The 20,266-nt window shown below is 72.4% G+C and carries 19 protein-coding genes and 1 pseudogene; 11 read left to right on the top strand and 9 right to left on the bottom strand.

The genetic code is table 11. The features are described from left to right. Positions 1–31 precede the first annotated feature (31 nt). The 4 genes from SMD11_RS21110 to SMD11_RS21125 all read left to right on the top strand — a co-directional run bounded on the left by SMD11_RS21110 (position 32) and on the right by SMD11_RS21125 (position 5,392). Positions 32–1,477 (top strand): MFS transporter, encoded by a 1,446-nt coding sequence (locus tag SMD11_RS21110; RefSeq protein ID WP_087927928.1) that lies wholly within the window; start codon positions 32–34, stop codon positions 1,475–1,477. Between the two features lie 127 nt (positions 1,478–1,604). Continuing rightward, a complete protein-coding gene (locus SMD11_RS21115) occupies positions 1,605–3,395 on the top strand; it encodes a DEAD/DEAH box helicase (RefSeq protein WP_087927929.1) in 1,791 nt (596 codons plus the stop codon). A gap of 443 nt (positions 3,396–3,838) precedes the next feature. Next, positions 3,839–4,480 carry an IclR family transcriptional regulator gene (locus tag SMD11_RS21120; RefSeq protein ID WP_087927930.1) on the top strand — a complete coding sequence of 214 codons (642 nt, stop codon included), beginning with the start codon at positions 3,839–3,841 and terminating at the stop codon, positions 4,478–4,480. A gap of 90 nt (positions 4,481–4,570) precedes the next feature. Next, positions 4,571–5,392, top strand: coding sequence for a PDZ domain-containing protein (locus SMD11_RS21125; protein WP_199843922.1), 822 nt, complete (start codon positions 4,571–4,573; stop codon positions 5,390–5,392). Positions 5,393–5,556: 164 nt separating this feature from the next. On the opposite strand, the gene SMD11_RS21130 is transcribed toward SMD11_RS21125, so the two are convergent. The 5 genes from SMD11_RS21130 to SMD11_RS21150 all read right to left on the bottom strand — a co-directional run bounded on the left by SMD11_RS21130 (position 5,557) and on the right by SMD11_RS21150 (position 9,960). Then, entirely contained in the window at positions 5,557–6,540 is a 984-nt protein-coding gene (locus SMD11_RS21130; RefSeq protein ID WP_087927931.1) for a glycine betaine ABC transporter substrate-binding protein, read from the bottom strand. Then, positions 6,537–7,457, bottom strand: coding sequence for an ABC transporter permease (locus SMD11_RS21135; RefSeq protein WP_087927932.1), 921 nt, complete (start codon positions 7,455–7,457; stop codon positions 6,537–6,539). Before SMD11_RS21135 ends, SMD11_RS21130 begins: the two co-directional genes overlap by 4 nt. A 31-nt stretch (positions 7,458–7,488) precedes the next feature. Next, the gene (locus tag SMD11_RS21140; protein WP_418952461.1) at positions 7,489–8,787 is read right to left on the bottom strand and encodes a betaine/proline/choline family ABC transporter ATP-binding protein; all 1,299 of its coding nucleotides are present in this window, start codon (positions 8,785–8,787) and stop codon (positions 7,489–7,491) included. After that, positions 8,780–9,427, bottom strand: coding sequence for an ABC transporter permease (locus SMD11_RS21145; protein WP_087927933.1), 648 nt, complete (start codon positions 9,425–9,427; stop codon positions 8,780–8,782). Before SMD11_RS21145 ends, SMD11_RS21140 begins: the two co-directional genes overlap by 8 nt. Before the next feature lie 65 nt (positions 9,428–9,492). Next, complete coding sequence (locus SMD11_RS21150) at positions 9,493–9,960, bottom strand: Lrp/AsnC family transcriptional regulator (RefSeq protein WP_087927934.1); 468 nt, start codon at positions 9,958–9,960, stop codon at positions 9,493–9,495. Positions 9,961–10,081: 121 nt separating this feature from the next. Between SMD11_RS21150 and hppD the strand changes: the two genes are divergently transcribed. Together hppD and SMD11_RS21160 are read left to right on the top strand one after the other, a co-directional pair. Further along, positions 10,082–11,224: a 4-hydroxyphenylpyruvate dioxygenase gene (hppD, locus tag SMD11_RS21155; protein ID WP_087927935.1), complete on the top strand. Its 1,143-nt coding sequence runs from the start codon at positions 10,082–10,084 to the stop codon at positions 11,222–11,224. A 205-nt stretch (positions 11,225–11,429) separates the two neighbouring features. Beyond that, complete coding sequence (locus SMD11_RS21160; RefSeq protein ID WP_087927936.1) at positions 11,430–12,797, top strand: FAD-binding oxidoreductase; 1,368 nt, start codon at positions 11,430–11,432, stop codon at positions 12,795–12,797. Between the two features lie 58 nt (positions 12,798–12,855). Here the strand turns inward: SMD11_RS21160 and SMD11_RS21165 are convergent, their stop codons facing one another. Continuing rightward, positions 12,856–13,266 carry an SsgA family sporulation/cell division regulator gene (locus SMD11_RS21165; protein WP_087927937.1) on the bottom strand — a complete coding sequence of 137 codons (411 nt, stop codon included), beginning with the start codon at positions 13,264–13,266 and terminating at the stop codon, positions 12,856–12,858. A 378-nt stretch (positions 13,267–13,644) separates the two neighbouring features. On the opposite strand from SMD11_RS21165, the pseudogene SMD11_RS37090 reads away from it, so the two are divergent. Next, positions 13,645–13,740, top strand: a pseudogene (locus SMD11_RS37090) (DUF2510 domain-containing protein); the annotation flags it as partial. Here SMD11_RS37090 and SMD11_RS37095 read toward each other — a convergent pair. Then, a complete protein-coding gene (locus SMD11_RS37095; RefSeq protein WP_324614809.1) occupies positions 13,719–14,006 on the bottom strand; it encodes a hypothetical protein in 288 nt (95 codons plus the stop codon). The pseudogene SMD11_RS37090 and the gene SMD11_RS37095 overlap by 22 nt on opposite strands. Between SMD11_RS37095 and SMD11_RS21170 the strand changes: the two genes are divergently transcribed. Both SMD11_RS21170 and SMD11_RS21175 read left to right on the top strand, forming a co-directional pair. Next, the gene (locus tag SMD11_RS21170) at positions 14,005–15,132 is read left to right on the top strand and encodes an RDD family protein (protein WP_324614807.1); all 1,128 of its coding nucleotides are present in this window, start codon (positions 14,005–14,007) and stop codon (positions 15,130–15,132) included. The genes SMD11_RS37095 and SMD11_RS21170 overlap by 2 nt on opposite strands. A 65-nt stretch (positions 15,133–15,197) precedes the next feature. Then, positions 15,198–15,941 (top strand): RDD family protein, encoded by a 744-nt coding sequence (locus tag SMD11_RS21175; protein WP_087927939.1) that lies wholly within the window; start codon positions 15,198–15,200, stop codon positions 15,939–15,941. On the opposite strand, the gene SMD11_RS21180 is transcribed toward SMD11_RS21175, so the two are convergent. Then, complete coding sequence (locus SMD11_RS21180) at positions 15,927–16,199, bottom strand: hypothetical protein (protein WP_087927940.1); 273 nt, start codon at positions 16,197–16,199, stop codon at positions 15,927–15,929. The two genes, SMD11_RS21175 and SMD11_RS21180, sit on opposite strands and share 15 nt — an antisense overlap. 318 nt (positions 16,200–16,517) lie before the next feature. On the opposite strand from SMD11_RS21180, the gene SMD11_RS21185 reads away from it, so the two are divergent. Next, entirely contained in the window at positions 16,518–18,929 is a 2,412-nt protein-coding gene (locus tag SMD11_RS21185) for an immune inhibitor A domain-containing protein (protein ID WP_087927941.1), read from the top strand. Between the two features lie 199 nt (positions 18,930–19,128). After that, positions 19,129–19,470, top strand: coding sequence for a hypothetical protein (locus SMD11_RS21190; RefSeq protein ID WP_087927942.1), 342 nt, complete (start codon positions 19,129–19,131; stop codon positions 19,468–19,470). Between the two features lie 41 nt (positions 19,471–19,511). Here SMD11_RS21190 and SMD11_RS21195 read toward each other — a convergent pair whose 3' ends face one another. Next, a complete protein-coding gene (locus tag SMD11_RS21195; RefSeq protein WP_087927943.1) occupies positions 19,512–20,105 on the bottom strand; it encodes an isochorismatase family protein in 594 nt (197 codons plus the stop codon). Between the last annotated feature and the right edge of the window lie 161 nt (positions 20,106–20,266).

Genomic DNA, 20,266 nt, shown 5'->3' on the forward strand with positions numbered 1-20,266 from the left:
CACACCCCCCTCCCTCCCTACCCTGACACCCATGACCGCTCCCGACGCCGGCGCCGACGGCGCCGAACTCGCCGTATCCGCCCCCGTCCCCATATCCGCCCCCGCCCCCGGCGAAGGCGTCCTCGGCCGCCGCTACCGCGCCCTCACCCTCGGCATCATCTCCGTCGTCTCCCTCATCGCCTTCGAGGCGAGCGCGGTCAACACGGCGATGCCGGTGGCGGCCCGCGCGCTCGACGGGATCGAGCTGTACGCCTTCTCGTTCTCCGCCTTCTTCACCGCCAGCCTGTTCACCATGGCGCTCTCCGGCGAGTGGTGCGACCGGGCGGGCCCGCTCACCCCCCTCTTCACCGGCATCGCCGCGTTCGGCACCGGCCTGGTCCTGGCCGGCTCCGCACAGCAGATGTGGATGTTCGTGGCCGCGCGCGGCGTCCAGGGCATCGGCAGCGGACTGGTCATCGTCGCGCTCTACGTCGTGGTGGGCCGGGCCTACCCCGAGCAGCTGCGCCCGGCGGTGATGGCCTCCTTCTCGGCGGCCTGGGTGGTCCCCGTGATCGTCGGCCCGCTGGTGGCCGGCACCGTCACCGAGCAGCTCGGCTGGCGCTGGGTGTTCCTGGCGATCCCCGTGCTGATCCTGCTGCCGCTCGTGGTGATGCTGCCCGCGCTGCGCGCCCTCCCGCCCGCCGAGCGCGCGGGGACGATGGACGGCCGACGCATCCTGCTGGCGCTCGCCGTCGCGGCGGGCGCGGGGCTGCTCCAGTACGCGGGGCAGGACATCGCGCCCGTCTCCCTGCTGCCCGCGGCCCTCGGGCTCGCCCTCCTCGTCCCCTGCGTCCGGCTGCTGCTGCCCCGCGGCACCTTCCTGGCAGGCCGCGGCCTGCCCGCCGTCGTCCTGCTGCGCGGCCTCGCCCAGGGTTCCTTCCTGGCCGCCGAGAGCTTCGTCCCGCTGATGCTCGTCACCGAGCGCGGTCTCTCCGCCACGCTGGCCGGGCTCTCCCTCACCGGCGGCGGCCTGACCTGGGCCCTCGGCTCGTACACCCAGAGCCGCACCCGCGCCGAGCCGTACCGCGAGCGGCTGATGAGCCTCGGCATGGGGCTGATGGCGCTCGCCATCGCGCTGATGGCGACGGTCCTGGCCGACGGGGTGCCGGTGTGGACGGCGGCCCTGTCCTGGGTCGTCGGCGGCTACGGGATGGGCCTGACGATCTCCAGCGGCTCGGTGCTGCTGCTCAGGCTCTCGAAGCCGGGCGAGGAGGGCGCGAACTCGGCCTCCCTCCAGGTCTCCGACGCGCTCGGCAGCATCACCCTGGTCGGCCTCGCCGGTGTGCTCTTCGCCTCCTTCGGCGGCGGCTCGGCGACCGCCGGGGGGCACGGCTCGGCGGCCCCGCCGGCCGCCTTCGTCGCGGTCTTCGCCCTCGCGGCGGCGTTCGCGCTGGTGGGCGCGTACGTCGCCACGAGGCTCACGCCGCGCGACGCCTGACCGGGCCGCCCGGGGGTGTGTGACGTCGGTCCCACCCCGGGTGTCCCCGGGGCGTAAGCCGGGGGAGCGGACCCCGCCGCAGGTAGGCTTGCGCGGTTGCCGATCGCCGAACCAGCCGACGGAGACCGTGACTACCACCACCACAAGCCACCATCTCTCGCCCGCCTTCCCCGGCCGGGCCCCTTGGGGTACCGCGAACAAGCTGCGCGCCTGGCAGGAGGGCGCGATGGGGAAGTACATCCAGGAGCAGCCGCGCGACTTCCTCGCCGTGGCGACCCCCGGCGCCGGAAAGACCACCTTCGCCCTGACCCTCGCCTCCTGGCTGCTGCACCACCACGTCGTCCAGCAGGTCACCGTGGTCGCGCCCACCGAGCACCTGAAGAAGCAGTGGGCCGAGGCCGCGGCCCGGGTCGGGATCAAGCTCGACCCCGAGTACAGCGCCGGCCCCCTCGGCCGCGAGTACCACGGCGTCGCCGTGACCTACGCCGGTGTGGGCGTCCGCCCGATGCTCCACCGCAACCGCTGCGAGCAGCGCAAGACGCTCGTCATCCTCGACGAGATCCACCACGCCGGTGACTCCAAGTCGTGGGGCGAGGCATGCCTGGAGGCGTTCGAGCCCGCGACCCGGCGCCTCGCGCTGACGGGCACGCCCTTCCGCTCCGACACCAACCCCATCCCCTTCGTCACGTACGAGGAGGGCAACGACGGCATCCGCCGCTCCGCCGCCGACTACACGTACGGATACGGCAACGCCCTCGCCGACGGCGTCGTCCGCCCGGTCATATTCCTGTCCTACAGCGGCAACATGCGCTGGCGCACCAAGGCCGGCGACGAGATCGAGGCCCGCCTCGGCGAGCCCATGACCAAGGACGCCGTCTCGCAGGCCTGGCGCACCGCCCTGGACCCGCGCGGCGACTGGATGCCGAACGTCCTGCGCGCCGCCGACCGCCGGCTGACCGAGGTCCGCAAGGCCATCCCGGACGCCGGCGCCCTGGTGATCGCCGCCGACCAGGAGTCCGCCCGCGCCTACGCCAAGCTGATCCGCGAGATCACCGGCGAGGGCGCGACGGTCGTGCTGTCCGACGACTCCGGCGCCTCGCAGCGCATCGACGACTACGCCGGGTCCGACTCCCGCTGGATGGTCGCCGTCCGCATGGTGTCCGAGGGCGTCGACGTGCCCCGCCTCGCCGTCGGGGTCTACGCGACGACGATCTCCACCCCGCTGTTCTTCGCCCAGGCGGTCGGCCGCTTCGTGCGGTCCCGGCGGCGCGGCGAGACGGCGTCCGTCTTCCTGCCGACCGTCCCCGACCTGCTGACCTTCGCCAACGAGATGGAGGTCGAGCGCGACCACGTCCTCGACAAGCCGAAGAAGGGCGACGGCGAGGAGGACCCGTACGCGGAGGAGGACAAGCTCCTCGCCGAGGCGGAGCGGCAGCAGGACGAGGACACCGGCACGGACGACCAGCTCTCCTTCGAGGCGCTGGAGTCCGACGCGGTCTTCGACCGGGTGCTCTACAACAACGCCGAGTTCGGCATGCAGGCGCACGCGGGCAGCGAGGAGGAGCAGGACTACCTCGGCATCCCCGGGCTGCTGGAGCCGGACCAGGTGCAGATGCTGCTCCAGAAGCGGCAGGCCCGCCAGATCGCGCACAGCCGCAAGCGGCCGGACGCGGAGGCGGACCTCCTCGAACTGCCCGCCGAGCGCCGCCCGGTGGTCACCCACAAGGAGCTCCTGGAGCTGCGCAAGCAGCTGAACACCCTGGTCGGGGCCTACGTCCACCAGAGCGGCAAGCCGCACGGTGTGATCCACAACGAGCTGCGCCGGACGTGCGGCGGCCCACCGAGCGCGGAGGCGACGGCGGGCCAGCTGAACGAGCGCATCCGCAAGGTCCGCGAATGGGCGACCCGGATGAAGTAGGGCGCACCGCGACCGCGATCGCCGGCCGGGCCGGAATTCCGCCGCACAGGGTCACCGACCCGCGGCGGGGGTCCGGCCCGGTCCGCGTCCGGGGCGCGCCGCCGCGGGCGCGCCCGGTCCATGACAGCCTCGCGCCCGGCCCACGGCGGTCCGCCCCCGGTCCGCGACGGCCTCGGCCTCCCTGGCGTCCGCATAGTGAAATCCCGCCCCCGATAATCGCCAAAACCCCGCGCCGCGCCCGGATCGCGGGCAGACTCTTCCGCTGAGCGGACCGGCGGCGCTACGGTGCCGGTCACGCACACGCCCCGTGGCAGCGCCGCCGCGGAGCGCAGCCGGTGCCAAGCGAAAAGCGGCCGGCGGCCTCTCCTCGCGCGCTGCCGGAACGGGACCGGCGGCGCACCCCACCGCGACGAAGGGCCGCCACTCATCGGAGGAGGGGCGCCGTGACCGCGGAGACCTCGCAGACACTCGACCGGGGACTGCGTGTCCTCAAACTGCTCGCCGACACCGATCACGGGCTGACCGTCACCGAGCTGTCCACCAAGCTCGGGGTCAACCGGACGGTGGTCTACCGACTGCTCGCCACCCTGGAACAGCACGCGCTCGTGCGCCGCGACATCGGCGGTCGGGCCAGGGTCGGGCTGGGGGTGCTGCGGCTCGGCCGCCAGGTGCACCCGCTGGTCAGGGAGGCGGCCCTGCCCGCCTTGCGGTCCCTGGCCGAGGACATCGGGGCGACCGCCCACCTCACGCTCGTCGACGGCACCGAGGCGCTCGCGGTGGCCGTCGTCGAGCCGACGTGGACGGACTACCACGTGGCCTACCGGGCCGGGTTCCGCCATCCGCTGGACCGGGGGGCGGCCGGCCGGGCCATACTCGCGGCCCGCCGGGGTGAGACCGACAACCCCGGGTACGCCCTCACCCACGGCGAACTGGAGGCCGGGGCCAGCGGGGCGGCGGCGCCCCTGCTCGGCGTCCTGGGCATCGAGGGCAGCGTGGGCGTCGTCATGCTCTGCGACTCCATCCCGGACCGCGTGGGCCCGCGGGTGATGGAGGCGGCCAAGGAGGTGGCCGACGCGCTACGGTGAGCGCCGGGCGGGCCGGGGCACGTCCCGGCCCGCCCGTACCGCGTGGGTTGCCTGTCACGGCAGGGGCTGGAGTGAACTAGATTCGCTTGCATGCCAGCTCAGACTCTGACCGCCCGGTTCTCCCGCCCGTCGGGGCGCGCCCGGACCCTCGCGGTCTGTGCCGCGCCCGTCGTCGCCCTGTTCGCGGTGGCCGCGCTCGTCCCCCTGCCGTTCTCGCTCGCCCAGCCGGGCTCGACCGTGAACGTCCTGGGGGCGGACAAGGGCAAGCCGGTGATCACCGTCGACGGCGCGGGCACCCGCCCGACCAGCGGTGAGCTGCGCATGACCACGATCGTGGCGACCGGGCCGCACGTGGACGTCAGCCTGGCCGACGTCGTGCGCGGCTGGTTCCGCTCCGACCGCGCCGTGATGCCGCGCGACTCCGTCTACCCCGTGGGCGACTCCGACCAGGAGGTCTCGGAGCACAACGCCGCCGAGATGAAGCAGTCGCAGGACGCCGCCTCCCAGGCCGCCCTGCGCTATCTGCGGAAGTCCCCGAAGGACGTGAAGGTCGGGCTCAGCCTCGCCGACATCGGCGGGCCCAGCGCGGGGCTGCTCTTCACCCTCGGGATCATCGACAAGGTCGACGGCGACGGCCGCGGCGGCGACCTCACCGGCGGCCGGACGATCGCGGGTACGGGCACGATCGAGCCGGACGGCACGGTGGGCGCGGTCGGCGGCGTGCCGCTGAAGACCCAGGCGGCCCGGCGCGACGGCGCCACCGTCTTCCTGGTGCCGAAGGACGAGTGCTCGGACGCGCGGGCCAACCTCCCGAAGGGGCTGCGGCTGGTCCCCGTGAAGAAGCTGGACGACGCGGTGACGTCCCTGCGGGCCCTGGCGTCGGGCCAGGAGGACAAGGTCCCGGCCTGCTAGGCGCCCGCCCGCGGGGGAGGGAACCCGGCCGGGACACGCCCCGGCCCGCCCCGGGCTGCCCCGGGCCGCGACGGCCTGCCCCGGCCCGCGACGGCACGCGCGCCCGGCCTCCGCGGGCGGACCGGAGGTCCCGGCCCTCGCCGGGGCCCTCACGGCACCCGCGCTCACCCCTCGCGGATGAACCCCTCCCGCACCAGCCAGTCCTTCGCCACCGTGTGCGGGTCCTCGCCCTCCACATCCACCTTCGCGTTGAGCTCCCGCGCCACGTCGTCGGTCAGCTTCGCCGTGATCGGGTCCAGCACCCCCTGGATCGCCGGATACTTCCGCATCGTCTTGGCGTTGATCTCGGGAGCGGCGTTGTAGTTGGGGAAGAAGTGCTTGTCGTCCCGCATCACCACGAGGTTCATCGCCTTGATCCGGCCGTCGGTGGTGAAGACCTCGCCGAAGGTGCAGGAGGAGCCCCCGGAGACCTGGGTGTAGACGATCCCGCCGTCCATCTTCTGCACGCTCGACGCCGGGACGCGCATGCCGTACTTCTTCGCCATGCCCGGCAGCCCGTCGTTGCGGGCCGCGAACTCGCTCTCCACGCACAGCGACACCGCCCCGGGGTCGGTCCGGGACAGCCGGGCGACGTCCGAGAGCGTCCGCGTGCCGTACTTCTTCTCGTTCGCCCGGTTCAGCGCCAGCGCGTACGTGTTGTCGAGCCTGGCGGGCGGCAGCCAGACGATGCCGTTGCGGACGTCCGCGTCGGCCACGGCCCGCCACTGCTCCTGGGGGTCGGCGATCGGCTTGTCGTGACCCAGATAGGTGATCCAGGCGGTGCCGGTGTACTCGTACATGGCGTCCGCGCCGCCGGACCGGATCGCCTCGCGGGCGCCGATCGAGCCCTGGATGTTGGTCCGGTCGAGGACGTTCGCGCCGGCGGCCTCGAAGGCCAGGCCCATGATCTGGCCCAGCACGATGTTCTCGCTGAAGTTCTTGGAGGTGACGGTCAGGTCGGCGCCCTTGAGCGGCAGGCCCTGGCCGACGGAGCCGGGCCGGACGTCGTCGACCATCGGTGAACCGCTGGTCAGCCCGCAGCCGGCGAGCACCAGCGGGGAGAGCAGCATGCCCACGAAGGCCGCCGCCGCGGCCGTGCGCCATCTCATCCCCGGCCTCCCTTCGGTCGTCCCGTCCCGCCCGGTTCCAGCCCGCGCGGCCGCAGCAGCACCTCCGCCAGCGACGCCAGCCAGTCCACCAGCAGCGCCAGCGCCACGGTCAGCACCGACCCCAGCACCAGCACGGACATCCGCTGGTTGGTGATGCCGGAGGCGATCAGGTCGCCGAGCCCGCCGCCCCCGCCGAAGTAGGCGAGCGTCGCCGTGCCCACGTTGAGGACGAGCGCGGTGCGCACCCCGGCGAGGATCAGCGGCACGGCCAGCGGCAGTTCGACCTTGCGCAGCACCCCGGCGGCCGACATGCCGATCCCGCGCGCGGCCTCCACCAGCGTCGGGTCGATGGCCCGCAGCCCGGCGACGGTGTTGGAGAGGACGGGCAGCACCGCGTAGACGACGATGCCGATCAGCGCGGCCCGGGTCCCGATGCCCAGCCAGATCACCAGGAGTGCCAGCAGGCCGATCGCGGGGGTGGCCTGGCCGATGTTGGCGAGGGCCATCACCAGGGGAGCGGCGGGCCGCAGCCGGCGGCGGGTGAGCAGGACGCCCAGCGGGATCGCGATGATCAGGACGAAGAAGGTCGAGATCACGGTCAGCGAGATGTGCTGGCGCAGCCGCAGCCAGACGTTGCCGTTCGCCAGGGAGTTCTCGGCGATGGAGTCGAGTTCGGCGCCGCGGAACCACAGCCAGGTGGCCAGCAGGACGGCGGCGACGACGGCGGGCAGGACGACGAGCCGCTGCCAGGTGATCCGCCGGCCGGGGCCGGCGAGTTCCCCGGCGGGCGGTCCCGGCTCGTCGGCCGGCTCCGGTTCCACGGCCTCCCCGGGGTCGCGGAAGGCGATGCCCCGCACCTCGTGCTCCCCGGCGGGCCTACGCTCCCGCGGCGGCCGCTCGTCGCCACGCCGCCTCATGCGCGGACCTCCCGCGCCGGGGCCGCGCGCCTCACGCCCCGTCCTCCGGTCCGGCCGAGGACGTCCCCTCCTGCTCCTGCCGGGTCTGCTGGGCGCGCTGCTCCTCCAGCCGGTGCTGGTGCTCGACCGCGTCGAGCCGGTCCTCCTCCAGCAGCTCGTGCACCGAGTTCATCAGCGTCTCCATGTCGACCACGCCCTCGTACTCGCCGCGCCGTCCCGTCACCGCGACCCGCCCGGCGTTGTCGGTGAGCACCGCCTCCAGGGCGTCGCGGAGCGTCGCGTCGCGGGTGACCGTGTCGTGCACGAGGGTGCCCGCCCGCGCCAGCGAGCCCCGGGCGCGCATCAGGTCGCCCCGCCGCAGCCATTTGTACGGGCGGCGGTGGCGGTCCAGGAGCAGCACCTCGTTGGTGGTGCCGGCGCGCAGCTTGTCGAAGATGGACTGGAGCGGGTCGTCGACGGTGGCCGTCGGCACGTCCACGATCTCCACGTCCCGCACCCGGGTGAGGTTGAGCCGTTTGAGCGCCGCGCCCGCGCCGACGAAGCCGGAGACGAAGTCGTCGGCGGGGTTGGTGAGGATCGCCTCGGGGGTGTCGAACTGGGCGATGTGCGAACGCTCGCGGAGCACCGCGATCCGGTCGCCGAGCTTGATGGCCTCGTCGAAGTCGTGGGTGACGAAGACGATCGTCTTGTGCAGCTCGTGCTGGAGCCGGATCAGCTCGTCCTGGAGGTGGTCCCGGGTGATCGGGTCGACCGCGCCGAAGGGCTCGTCCATCAGGAGGACGGGCGGGTCGGCGGCGAGCGCGCGGGCGACCCCGACGCGCTGCTGCTGCCCGCCGGACAGCTGCCGCGGATAGCGGCCCCGGAACTCGCCGGGGTCCAGCCCCACCAGGTCGAGCATCTCCTCCACCCGGGTGTCGATCCGCCCCTTCGACCAGCCGGTCATCCGCGGTACGAGCGCGATGTTCTGCGCGACGGTCATATGGGGGAAGAGCCCCGAGGACTGGATCGCGTAGCCGATCTTGCGGCGCAGCTTCACCGGGTCCATGTCGGTGACGTCCTCGTCGTCGATCCGGATCCGGCCGGACGTCGGCTCGATCAGCCTGTTGATCATCTTCATGGTGGTGGTCTTGCCGCAGCCGGACGGGCCCACGAAGACCACCAGCTCACCCGCCTTGATCTCCATGTTGACGCAGTCGACGGCGGGCGTGGGGTTGCCGGGGTAGCGCTTGGTGAGGTTCTCCAGCTCGATCGTGGCGCCGGAGGGCTTCCCGGCGGCGGGCGCGGCCCCGGGCACGTCGTCGGGCGCGGGCGCGGGCGCGGACTCAGGCACGGATCCCCCTCGGGATGGTCAGCCGTCCGATCAGGACGTACGCGGCGTCGAAGAGCAGGGCGAGCACGATGATGCCGAGCGTCCCGGCGAGCACCTGGTTGAGCGCGTTGGCGCTGCCCAGGGACGAGATGCCGCGGAAGATCTCGTTGCCGAGCCCCGGCCCGGAGGCGTACGCCGCGATCGCCGCGATGCCCATCAGCATCTGGGTGGCGACCCGGATCCCGGTGAGGATCGGCGGCCAGGCGAGCGGCAGCTCCACCCGGAACAGCCGGGCGAACCGCGACATGCCGATGCCCGTCGCGGCGTCCACCAGCGAGGGGTCCACGCCGCGCAGCCCGACGATCGCGTTCCGGACGATCGGCAGCAGTCCGTAGAGCACCAGCGCCGTCACCGTCGGGGCCACGCCCAGGCCGGTGACCGGGATCAGCAGACCGATCAGGGCCAGGGAGGGGATGGTGAGGACCGTCGCGGTCGCGGTGACCGCGAGGTTGCCCGCCCACTCGCTGCGGTAGGTGAGCACCCCGATCGCCACCCCGATCAGCGTGGCCACGACCATGCACTGGAAGACGGCGCTGGCGTGCTGGTACGTGTCCGCCAGCAGCTGCTCGTGCCGGCTGCCGACGTACTCCCAGAAGGTCACCCGGCACACTCCCGCCGTTGTCGGTCCTCGGCTCCCGGCCCCGGAAAGGGGCCGTCGGCCCTCGGTCAGTCCTCCGACGCCTGCTTCACCAGCGGGATGATCCTCAGCGGCACCGCGTTCTCCATCACGATCGCCGTGGAGGCCCGCACGATGCCATCAAAACCCACAACCCGGTCGATCACACGCTGGAGGTCGGCGTTCGAGCGGGCGACCAGTCGGCAGAGCATGTCGCCGTGCCCGGTGGTGGTGTGCAGCTCCAGCACCTCCGGCACGGTCGCCAGGTGCGTCCGCACGTCCGCACCCTGCCCCTGCTTGATCTCCAGCGTGGCGAACGCGGTCACCGGATAGCCCAGCGCCGCCGGGTCCACCTCCGGCCCGAAGCCGCGGATCACCCCCTGCGCCTGGAGCCGGTCGAGTCGCGCCTGCACAGTGCCGCGTGCCACGCCCAGCCGGCGCGAGGCCTCCAGCACCCCGATCCGCGGCTCCTCCGCGAGCAGCTCGATCAGCCTGCCGTCCAAACGATCGATCGCCATACCCGTCTCCCCATAGTCATCATGTACAGAACGTCCGGGGTAACCGTACGTACGCTATGCAACATGCCCAGGGAATTCGCAAACTATTGCGCACCTTGTGGATCGGCGGGACGCTGCGGCCATGACACAGACCACGGATCACACCCTTCACACCGCACGGCAGGCCGACCCCTTCCCGGTCAAGGGGATGGACGCGGTGGTCTTCGCCGTCGGAAACGCCAAGCAGGCCGCGCACTACTACTCCCTCGCCTTCGGCATGAAGCGCGTCGCCTACTCCGGGCCGGAGAACGGCAGCCGCGAGACGGCCAGTTACGTCCTGGAGTCGGGCAGCGCCCGCTTCGTCTTCACCTCCGTCATCAAGGCCGCCACGGACCGCGGCCGCTTCCTCGCCGAGCACGTCGCCGAGCACGGTGACGGCGTCATCGACCTGGCCATCGAGGTGCCGGACGCGCGCGCCGCCTACGCCTACGCCGTCGAGCACGGCGCCACGGGCATAACGGAGCCCCACGAGCTCACCGACGAGCACGGCACCGTGGTGCTCGCCACCATCGCCACCTACGGACAGACGGTCCACACCCTGGTCGAGCGCACCGGCTACACCGGCCCGTACCTCCCCGGCTTCGAGGCCGCCGAGCCGGTCGTCACGCCCGGACCCCGCCGCTTCCAGGCCATCGACCACTGCGTGGGCAACGTCGAGCTCGGCAAGATGGACGAGTGGGTGAGCTTCTACAACAACGTCATGGGCTTCACCAACATGAAGGAGTTCGTGGGCGACGACATCGCCACCGAGTACTCCGCGCTCATGTCGAAGGTCGTCGCGGACGGCACCCGCAAGGTGAAGTTCCCGCTCAACGAGCCGGCCATCGCCAAGAAGAAGTCCCAGATCGACGAGTACCTGGAGTTCTACAACGGCCCGGGCGTCCAGCACATCGCCCTCGCCACCAACGACATCGTCGCCACCGTCCGGGCCATGCGCGACGCCGGCGTGCAGTTCCTGGACACCCCCGACTCGTACTACGACACCCTCGGCGACTGGGCCGGCGAGACCCGCGTCCCCGTCGACACGCTCCGCGAGCTGAAGATCCTCGTCGACCGCGACGAGGACGGCTACCTGCTCCAGATCTTCACCAAGCCGGTCCAGGACCGGCCGACGGTCTTCTTCGAGATGATCGAACGCCATGGCTCCATGGGCTTCGGCAAGGGCAACTTCAAGGCGCTCTTCGAGGCCATCGAGCGCGAGCAGGAGAAGAGGGGGAACCTCTAGCCGGTTCACGGGGCCCGTAAAGGCAGGTGCCCCCGGGCGGGGGCGGGCCTCCGAGCTGTCCTCAAACGCCGGACGGGCTGGATTCCGCCGAGGCCGGCCTTTCCCGGAAGGTCCGGGCGGGATCCAGTCCGTCCGGCCTTCGCGGGCCGGGGTCCGGGACGGAGCCCCGGTTACGGGGAGGGGCGGGCAGGGGAAGAGAACCCCCATGGGCGATCTGATCAAGCTGCTCCGCGAAGGCCTCCCCGACGAGGCCGTCCTCACCGACCCCGACGTCATACGCGCGTACGCCAAGGACATGGCCAGCTTCTGCGACGCCGGCACCGCGGCCGCCGTCGTCCTCCCGCGCACCGTCGAACACGTGCGGCACGTCATGCGCACCGCCACCGCCCTGCGCGTCCCCGTCGTCCCGCAGGGGGCCCGCACCGGGCTGTCCGGCGCGGCCAACGCCACCGACGGCTGCGTCGTCCTCTCGCTCGTCAAGATGGACCGCATCATCGAGATCAATCCCGTCGACCGGATCGCCGTGGTCGAGCCGGGCGTCGTCAACGCCGAGCTCTCCCGGGCCGTCGCCGCACAAGGTCTCTACTATCCGCCCGATCCCTCCAGTTGGGAACAGTGCACCATCGGGGGCAACATCGGCACCGCCTCCGGCGGCCTGTGCTGCGTGAAGTACGGGGTCACCGCCGAATACGTCCTCGGCCTCGACGTCGTCCTCGCCGACGGGCGGCTGCTCACCACCGGCCGCCGCACCGCCAAGGGCGTCGCCGGCTACGACCTCACCCGCCTCTTCGTCGGCTCCGAGGGCAGCCTCGGCGTCGTCGTACGGGCCGTCCTCGCCCTCAAGCCCGCGCCGCCCGAACACCTCGCCCTGGCCGCGGAGTTCCCCTCCGTAGCCGCCGCCTGCGAGGCCGTCTGCGAGATCATGGCGCGCGGCCACGCGCCCTCCCTGCTGGAGCTGATGGACCGCACCTCCGTCCAGGCCGTCAACGCCATGGGCCACATGGGCCTCCCGGAGAGCACCGCCGCCCTCCTCCTCGCCGCCTTCGACACCCCGGACCCCGCCGCCGACCTCGCCGCCGTCGCCGAGCTGTGCACCGCCGCCGGTGCCACCGAGGTCGTGCCCGCCGACACGGCCGCCGAGTCCGACCTCCTCCTCCAGGCCCGCCGGATGACCCTCCCCGCCCTGGAGTCCCTGAAGTCCGCCACGATGATCGACGACGTCTGCGTGCCCCGCTCCCGGCTCGCCGCCATGCTCGACGGCACCGCCGCGATCGCCGACAAGTACGGGCTGCTCATCGGCGTCTGCGCACACGCCGGCGACGGCAACACCCACCCCGTCGTCTGCTTCGACCCCGCCGACGCCGACGAGGCCCGCCGCGCCCGCGAGTCCTTCGACGAGATCATGGCCCTCGGCCTGGAACTGGGCGGCACGATCACCGGCGAACACGGCGTCGGCGTGCTGAAGAAGGACTGGCTGGCCCGCGAGCTGGGCCCGGTCGCGCTGGAGCTCCAGCGCTCGCTCAAGCAGGTCTTCGACCCCCTGGGCCTCCTCAACCCCGGCAAGCTCTTCTGAACGACCGGGACTTGCCCCCGGGCCACCCCGGACGCCCGTACCACAGGAACCCCGGCCCTCACGCCCCCAGCAGCTCGCGCAGCGCCTCGTCCAGCGCGAGCCGCTCCGGCTCCGACCCCGGCGCCACCGCCCGCAGCGTCCGCTCCAGCCACGCCGCCACCGGCGACGCGGGCGCCTCCAGCAGCGCCTCGCCGTCCGGCGACGACAGCGCCATGCACACCAGGCTGCGCCCGTCGGCATGCGTCGGCCACACCCGCACGTCCCCGTGCCCGGACGGCCGGAACACCCCCTCCACCAGCAGCTCCCGGGCGAAGGTCCAGTTCACCGGCGAGTCCGAGGTGACGTGGAAGGAGATGTGGACGGCGTACGGATCGGCCGACCGGTAGCTGAGCCGGGCCGGGACGGGGATGCTGCGGTCCGGCGACAGCACCAGATTGAGCTCCAGCTCTCGTTCCACCACGGTGTGCATGATGCGCCCTCTCTGCTCTGCTTCTCTCGCTGCGTGGCACCTCGCGAAACGGGCCCGCACCGGAGGGAGCGCACCGACCCCCACACCATTACGCGACTTCGCCCGATCGATCCGAACTTTTCAGCGGCGGGTACGGCGCGCTGACGCCGTGCCACCGGTCGCACGTGTGAGTGGTCCCGCCCGCGGGACGGCCGCAGAGTGGAGAGCCGTCTGGTAGACCTGTCTGGAGCGCCCCGGGTTGCCTTTTGTGCATTGAGGTCACGGAGGACCGGAGCCGCGCACAGGATGCACGCGCGCGTGCGGCAGACTGCTCAGTGCCAGCCGCCCGCCCCGACATGACACCCAGTACGGCCGAGCAGATACGGGACACCGGACACGATGAGCGCTCCTACCTCAGGATCCGCCGACAGCAGCCCCGTCGAAGGTTTCTACCCGGATCCGTCCATTCCTGGCTATATCCGGTACTGGAGCGGCACCGCCTGGGTGCCCGGTACGAGCCGGCCCGCGCCCGCCGAGGGCGAGCCGATGCCCGCGCCGCCGCCCGGAGTCGCCCCCGCCGCCCCCGCGCTCGCCGCGCCCGTACCGCCCACGCCCAGGCGCTCGTCGTCCCCTTCCTCCTCGTCCCCCTCTTCTTCCTCTTCTTCCTCCCCTTCCTCCGCTCCCGCGGAGACGCCGGGAGCCTCGGGCCCGTCCGCGGCCATGCCCCCGGCCCGGCAGTCGGCCGAGGAGACCGGGCCCATGTTCCTGGACGAGGAGCCCGCGCTGCGCGACGCCCGCGCGGAAGCGGCGGATCCGCGCGCCGGGTTCGGCGGTCCGCCCGACCGCCGCGGCGGCTGGGCCGAGCCCGCCGTCCCGGCCGCCCGCGACCCCCGCCAGGACGGGACCGCGCCCGGCGGCGCCCCGGACGGCGCGGCCCCCGAGGGCCCGCGACCCGCGCGTGCCGACGGCACCCTGACGATCCGTCCGGAGCGGCCCGTCGTCCCCTCGGCGCCCTCCGCCCGCTCCGCCCCCGCCACCTCCGGCCGGGGCACCATCCAGCTGCGCACGGCCGCGCAGCCCCAGCAGGCCCAGCCGGCCGCCGCCGCGCCCGCCCCGCAGGTGTGGCCCGACGCCCGGGCCCGGGAGGCCGGCCCCGCACCGCTGCCCGCCGCCCCGGAGCGCCAGGCCCTGCCCGCCTCCCCGAAGCCCGCCACGGACCGCTCGGCCCCCGACCGCCCGGTGTCCGACCGGCCCGGCTCCGACCGCTCCGGCGCGCCGGCCGGCGGCTGGGCGCAGCAGGTGCAGCAGCTCGCCCGCCAGCAGCCCCAGGGCGGCGACGCCGCCGCCCCGTGGAAGCCGCCGAAGGACGACCCCTTCCTGCGGGCCGCGCAGGAGCAGGGCCGGCCCGCAGGGCTCGGCCGGCGGCTCGCCGCGCGCCTCGTCGACTCCGCCGTCCTGGGCGCCGTGGTCTCCGCCGCGGCCGTGCCCCTGTGGGCCAAGGCCACCGAGCACATCGACACCAAGGTCGAGCAGGCCAAGCAGTCCGGCCGGACCGTCACCGTCTGGCTGCTCGACGGCACCACCGGCACCTACCTCGGCATCGTGCTGGCCGTGCTCCTCGTGGCGGGAGTGGTCCTGGAGGCGCTGCCCACCGCCAGGTGGGGCCGCACCCTGGGCAAGAAGCTGTGCGGCGTGCGGGTCCTCGACATCGAGTCGCACGACACCCCCGGCTTCGGGGCGGCGCTCCGCCGCTGGCTGGTGTACGGGGTGCTGGGCGTCCTGGGCGCCGGGGTGCTGGGCGTCCTGTGGTGCCTGTTCGACCGGCCCTGGCGGCAGTGCTGGCACGACAAGGCGGCCCGTACGTTCGTCGCCGCGAAGAGCGGCTGACCGCGGGCAACTCGAACGGCATACGGCCGGATGCGGTCACCGGAAGCCTGGGTTCTACTCGGGCCATGAGCACCGACCAGCCGCGCGACGACGACCCGTTCCAGAAGCGGCCCTCCGAGCCGCCGCCCTACGGCGGCGCCGGCGGAGGCGCCTCACCCGGAGGCGGGCAGGGCGCCGGTGCCCCGTACCCCGGCGGTACGGGCGGCACCGGTGGTACGGGCGGTGGGCCGGGCCCCTATCCGGGCGCCCCCGGTGGCGGTCCCGGCGGTGGTCCCGCCTCCTACCCCGGTGCCCCCGGCAGCGGCCCGGGCGGTGGTACGGGCAATCCTTACGGCAACAGCTTCGGCGCGGCCGACCCGCTCGCGGGCATGCCGCCGCTGGCCAGCCGCTGGAAGCGGCTGGTCGCGCGGATCATCGACGGCCTGCTGGTGGCCATCCCGGTGAGCGCCGTCTTCTCGGCCGCGACCTGGGGCTGGGACCCCTGGGACGACAGCGGCAAGTCCACCGGGCTGTCCATCATCATCGCGGTCGTCTACTTCGTCTACGAAGGCCTGATGCTCACCAAGCGCGGGCAGACGGTCGGCAAGATGGCCATGCAGATCCGGGTGGCGATGCTCGACAACGGGGCGGTTCCCGAGGGGCGGCCGGGCTGGACGCGCGCCGCCGTCTACTCCCTGCCCGAGGTCGTCCCGTGCTGTGGCTTCGTCTTCTGGCTGATCAATGTGCTGTGGTGCACCTGGGACGACCCGTATCACCAGTGCATCCACGACAAGGCCGCCAAGACCGTGGTGGTGTCAACGGTGCAGTGAGTGCTCTCCCACCCTGGACTCCGCGGGCTGCGGCGCACGCCGCGCACGCGCGCCGGCCGCTTCCCCACGGGGGACGCGGCCGGTCGGGCGTGACACCGGCACCGTGAGGGCGACGAGGAGTCCGAGCGCGAGCGAGACAAGGGCGATGAGGGCCGTCCCGAACCCGGCGCCGGGCTGCGCGAACAGCAGCATGGCGAGGGCGGAGAAGACGACGGTGGCCGATCCATAGGCTATCTGTGCGGGAGTCGGACGCGGCATGGCGGGATCCGTCCTCGGGGCTATGAACAGGGGGGTAGCGGAGTCGGCTGGTACGTACAGCAAAACGACTCTACGGTCCTGTCTGCCCGAGCGGAACTCCCGGTAAGCGTGACCTAACCCACGGTACCGGAGCACGGGGGGCGCACGGCGGCATCGCGCCGTCCAACTGGTGAGATCAACGCGCCGGTTGATGTCCGAAATCCGCAACTTAAAGGTCGGATAACGTACTTGCTCTAGCGGCTTCAGTCAAGGTCTGTCTTTTCCGGAGCCTCTCCGGTCAAATACCTCCACAGTTGTTACTGGGGAGGACAGACACAAGTGAAAAGCAGCCAACGGAGGGTCGCCAGATCCGCGGCCGTGGCCACGGCCGTCGTGCTGGGCGCTACGACCCTTTCGGCCGGATTCGCTCAGGCGGCCGGTGCCACGGGCGACAGCGGGACCGACCACCCCGCCGGCGTCGTCCGCAGCGACCCGGAGCAGGCCGGGCGCGGCGTCGAGCACGACCTCAAGGGCCCGTTCACCAAGAAGCGCGAGGCGGAGCGCAAGGCCGCGCTCGACAAGGTGATAGCCGGTGACGCCCGCACCGAGCAGCGCGGTGGTTCGAAGGTCGTCCAGCTCGGCAAGGGCAAGTACGTCGAGCTCGCCCGCGAGAAGACCGACCGCATCTTCACCGTCCTGGTCGAGTTCGGCGACAAGGTCGACGACACCACGATGTACGACCCGGACGGCCCCGACGGGCCCAAGCCGCCCGTCAAGAAGTTCGGCGGCGCACCCGGCCCCGCCCACAACCGGATAGACCAGCCGGACCGTGCGAAGGACAACAGCACGGCCTGGCAGAAGGACTACAACCGGCAGCACTTCCAGGACCTGTACTTCTCGAAGGACAAGAGCAAGGAGTCCCTCGCCAAGTACTACGAGAAGCAGTCCTCGGGCCGCTACTCGGTCGAGGGCCAGGTGACCGACTGGGTCAAGGTCCCCTTCAACGAGGCCCGCTACGGCTCCAACTACTGCGGCTCCACCAACTGCCCGAGCGCCTGGGACCTGGTGCGCGACGGCGTCAACCAGTGGGCCGCGGACCAGAAGGCCGCCGGCCGCTCCGACGCCGAGATCAAGGCGGAGCTGGCCAAGTACGACCAGTGGGACCGCAACGACTTCGACGGCGACGGCAACTTCAACGAGCCCGACGGCTACATCGACCACTTCCAGATCGTCCACGCCGGCGAGGACGAGTCCGCCGGCGGCGGCGCGCAGAAGACCGACGCCATCTGGGCCCACCGCTGGTACGCCTACGGCGCCGACACCGGCCGCACCGGCCCCTCGGGCAACAAGGCGGGCGGCACCCAGATCGGTGACACCGGCATCTGGGTCGGCGACTACACCATGCAGCCGGAGAACGGCGGCCTCGGCGTCTTCGCCCACGAGTACGCGCACGACCTGGGCCTGCCCGACGAGTACGACACCTCCGGCAAGGGCGAGTCCTCGGTCGCCTACTGGTCGCTGATGTCCTCCGGCTCCTGGCTGGGCAACGGCAAGGACTCCATCGGCGACCTCCCCGGTGACATGAGCGCCTGGGACAAGCTCCAGCTCGGCTGGCTCAACTACGCCAAGGCGAAGGCGGCGACGAAGTCGACGCACAAGCTGGGCGTGGCCGAGTACAACACCAAGGACAAGCAGGCGCTCGTCGTCGACCTGCCCGCGAAGGCCGTGAAGACGGACGTCGTGAAGCCGGCCGAGGGCGGCAAGCAGTGGTGGGGCGGTCAGGGCGACGACCTGAAGAACACCCTCACCCGCTCCGTCGACCTCACGGGCAAGTCCAAGGCGCAGCTGGACCTCTCCGGCTGGTGGGACATCGAGGCCAACTACGACTACCTCTACGTCGAGGCCTCCACGGACGGCACCAACTGGACCCCGCTCGACGGCACCGCCGACGGCAGGTCCATCCCGCGCGACGGCGCCGACAAGCCGGCCCTGACGGGTGTCTCCGGCGCGTACAAGAAGCTCGCCTACCCGCTGGACGCCTACGCGGGCAAGAAGTTCGACCTGCGTCTGCGCTACCTGACGGACGGCGGCACCTCGGGCAAGGGCTTCACCGCCGACGCCATCACCCTCACCGCCGACGGCGCCCCGCTGTTCACGGACGGCGCCGAGGGCGACGACAACGGCTGGACGGCCAAGGGCTTCTCGCGCATCGGTGAGTCCTTCACCAAGGAGTACGCGCAGTACTACATCGCCGAGAACCGTCAGTACGTGTCGTACGACAAGACCCTCAAGGTCGGCCCGTACAACTTCGGCTGGCGCAAGGACCGTCCGTCCTGGGTGGAGCACTTCCCGTACCAGAACGGCCTGTTGATCTGGAAGTGGGACACCTCCCAGATCGACAACAACGTCAGCGCGCACCCCGGTGTCGGCCGTATCCTGCCCGTCGACGCGCACGCGAAGGCCGAGAAGTGGGCCGACGGCTCGCTGATGAAGAACGGCATCCAGGCGTACGACTCGACCTTCAGCTGGTTCCCGACCGACGGCTTCACCCTGCACCGGGACGGCGTCGCCGCCCGGGTCAAGGGCAAGCTGGGCACGCCGGTCTTCGACGACCGCAAGGGCTCGTACTTCGACAGGACGAACCCGACCGGCGGCGTGCAGCTTACTGACACCAACACCCGGATCAAGATCCTCACGGAGGCGCCGAGCGGCTCCACGATGACCCTCCAGGTGGGCCCCTCCGGCAAGTGATCCCCGAGTAATCGGCGTCATCGCAGGTCAGAGACGTATCGGCCGTCGCCCTCTAGCGGGCGGCGGCCGATCGCGTTTAGATGACCGGCGGGGGGCCGTTATTGACACTCCCGCCCGGGAGCCGGTTTCCGGCGGGGCGTGAGCGGCCCCTGACCGGTCCTGACCGGCACCGGGACGACGAGGGGAAGAGGTGGCGCGGGTGGCCGGAGGCGGATTCGCCAAGCTCCCGGGCGGCAGCGTGGTCGTCGCCCTGTCGCTGCCCAGCCCGCCCGGCGGCAGCGGGGCGCCCGGCGGGCGGGTCCGGGTCCTGGTGCACGCCGCGAACCGCCAGCGGGCCCTCACCCGGCTCCGCAACCTCGGCCTGCGCGCGGTCTACCTGCGGGGCAACACCGAGCCGCCCACTCCGGACGAGATAACGGCGGTCCTGCACCACCCGGACGGCCTGGTCTGGCGCGCGGCCCCGGACGACGACACGGAGTCCTGGCATCCGATACGGAGCCTGCTGCGGAGGCCCGCCGGTTCCGGCGCCTCCGGGGGCTGACGGCCGTACCGGCCGCGGTCGCGCGGGGCTCAGGGCCCGGCTCAGCCGCCCTGGACGACCGGCTTGCCGCTCAGCTCCACGCCCGCGTCCCGGAGCTCCTCCAGGGCCCGCTCCGTGGTCCGGGGGGCCACCCCGGCCGTGAGGTCCAGCAGGACCTGCGTCGCGAAGCCCTCCCGGCGGGCGTCCAGCGCCGTGGCCCGTACGCAGTGGTCCGTGGCGATGCCCACCACGTCGACCTCGGTCACGCCCCGCTCCCGCAGCCAGTCGGCGAGGGAGACGCCGTTCTCGTCGGTGCCCTCGAAGCCGCTGTAGGCCGCGGTGTAGGCGCCCTTGTCGAAGACGGCGTCTATGGCGCCGGAGGCGATCACCGGGGCGAAGTTGGGGTGGAAGCCGCTGCCCTCCGTGCCGGCCACGCAGTGCGCGGGCCAGGAGTGCTCGAAGTCCGGGTGGTCGGAGAAATGATCACCGGGGTCTATGTGGTGGTCGCGGGTGGCGACCACATGGCGGTAGCCCGCGGAGGCCTCGCCGACCAGGTCGGTGATGGCCGCGGCGACGTCGGCGCCGCCGGCGACCGCGAGGCTGCCGCCCTCGCAGAAGTCGTTCTGCACGTCGACGACGATCAGTGCACGCTGCATAGTGCGGATCCTTAAGGGAAGGGCCCTCGGCCGACAGTGCGGATCAAGTCGCTGTGTGACCGAGGGTAGTGACTCCTCCGGCGTAATGGGAGAGGGTGTCCGGCGCACCGGGGGCGCACGGCCCCCTCTCCCATGGTCGCCCCGGGCGTCGTTCCGGCGTC

Origin of the sequence: Streptomyces albireticuli (assembly GCF_002192455.1) — a bacterium.
Lineage (GTDB): Bacteria > Actinomycetota > Actinomycetes > Streptomycetales > Streptomycetaceae > Streptomyces > Streptomyces albireticuli_B.

Coding starts and splice junctions, on each gene's coding strand:
- SMD11_RS21110 (WP_087927928.1), top strand. CDS start 32: ATGACCGCTCCCGACGCCGGCGCCGACGGCGCCGAACTCGCCGTATCC.
- SMD11_RS21125 (WP_199843922.1), top strand. CDS start 4,571: ATGCCAGCTCAGACTCTGACCGCCCGGTTCTCCCGCCCGTCGGGGCGC.
- SMD11_RS21130 (WP_087927931.1), bottom strand. CDS start 6,540: ATGAGATGGCGCACGGCCGCGGCGGCGGCCTTCGTGGGCATGCTGCTC.
- SMD11_RS21135 (WP_087927932.1), bottom strand. CDS start 7,457: ATGAGGCGGCGTGGCGACGAGCGGCCGCCGCGGGAGCGTAGGCCCGCC.
- SMD11_RS21150 (WP_087927934.1), bottom strand. CDS start 9,960: ATGGCGATCGATCGTTTGGACGGCAGGCTGATCGAGCTGCTCGCGGAG.
- hppD (WP_087927935.1), top strand. CDS start 10,082: ATGACACAGACCACGGATCACACCCTTCACACCGCACGGCAGGCCGAC.
- SMD11_RS21160 (WP_087927936.1), top strand. CDS start 11,430: ATGGGCGATCTGATCAAGCTGCTCCGCGAAGGCCTCCCCGACGAGGCC.
- SMD11_RS21165 (WP_087927937.1), bottom strand. CDS start 13,266: ATGCACACCGTGGTGGAACGAGAGCTGGAGCTCAATCTGGTGCTGTCG.
- SMD11_RS21170 (WP_324614807.1), top strand. CDS start 14,005: ATGTTCCTGGACGAGGAGCCCGCGCTGCGCGACGCCCGCGCGGAAGCG.
- SMD11_RS37095 (WP_324614809.1), bottom strand. CDS start 14,006: ATGGGCCCGGTCTCCTCGGCCGACTGCCGGGCCGGGGGCATGGCCGCG.
- SMD11_RS21175 (WP_087927939.1), top strand. CDS start 15,198: ATGAGCACCGACCAGCCGCGCGACGACGACCCGTTCCAGAAGCGGCCC.
- SMD11_RS21180 (WP_087927940.1), bottom strand. CDS start 16,199: ATGCCGCGTCCGACTCCCGCACAGATAGCCTATGGATCGGCCACCGTC.
- SMD11_RS21195 (WP_087927943.1), bottom strand. CDS start 20,105: ATGCAGCGTGCACTGATCGTCGTCGACGTGCAGAACGACTTCTGCGAG.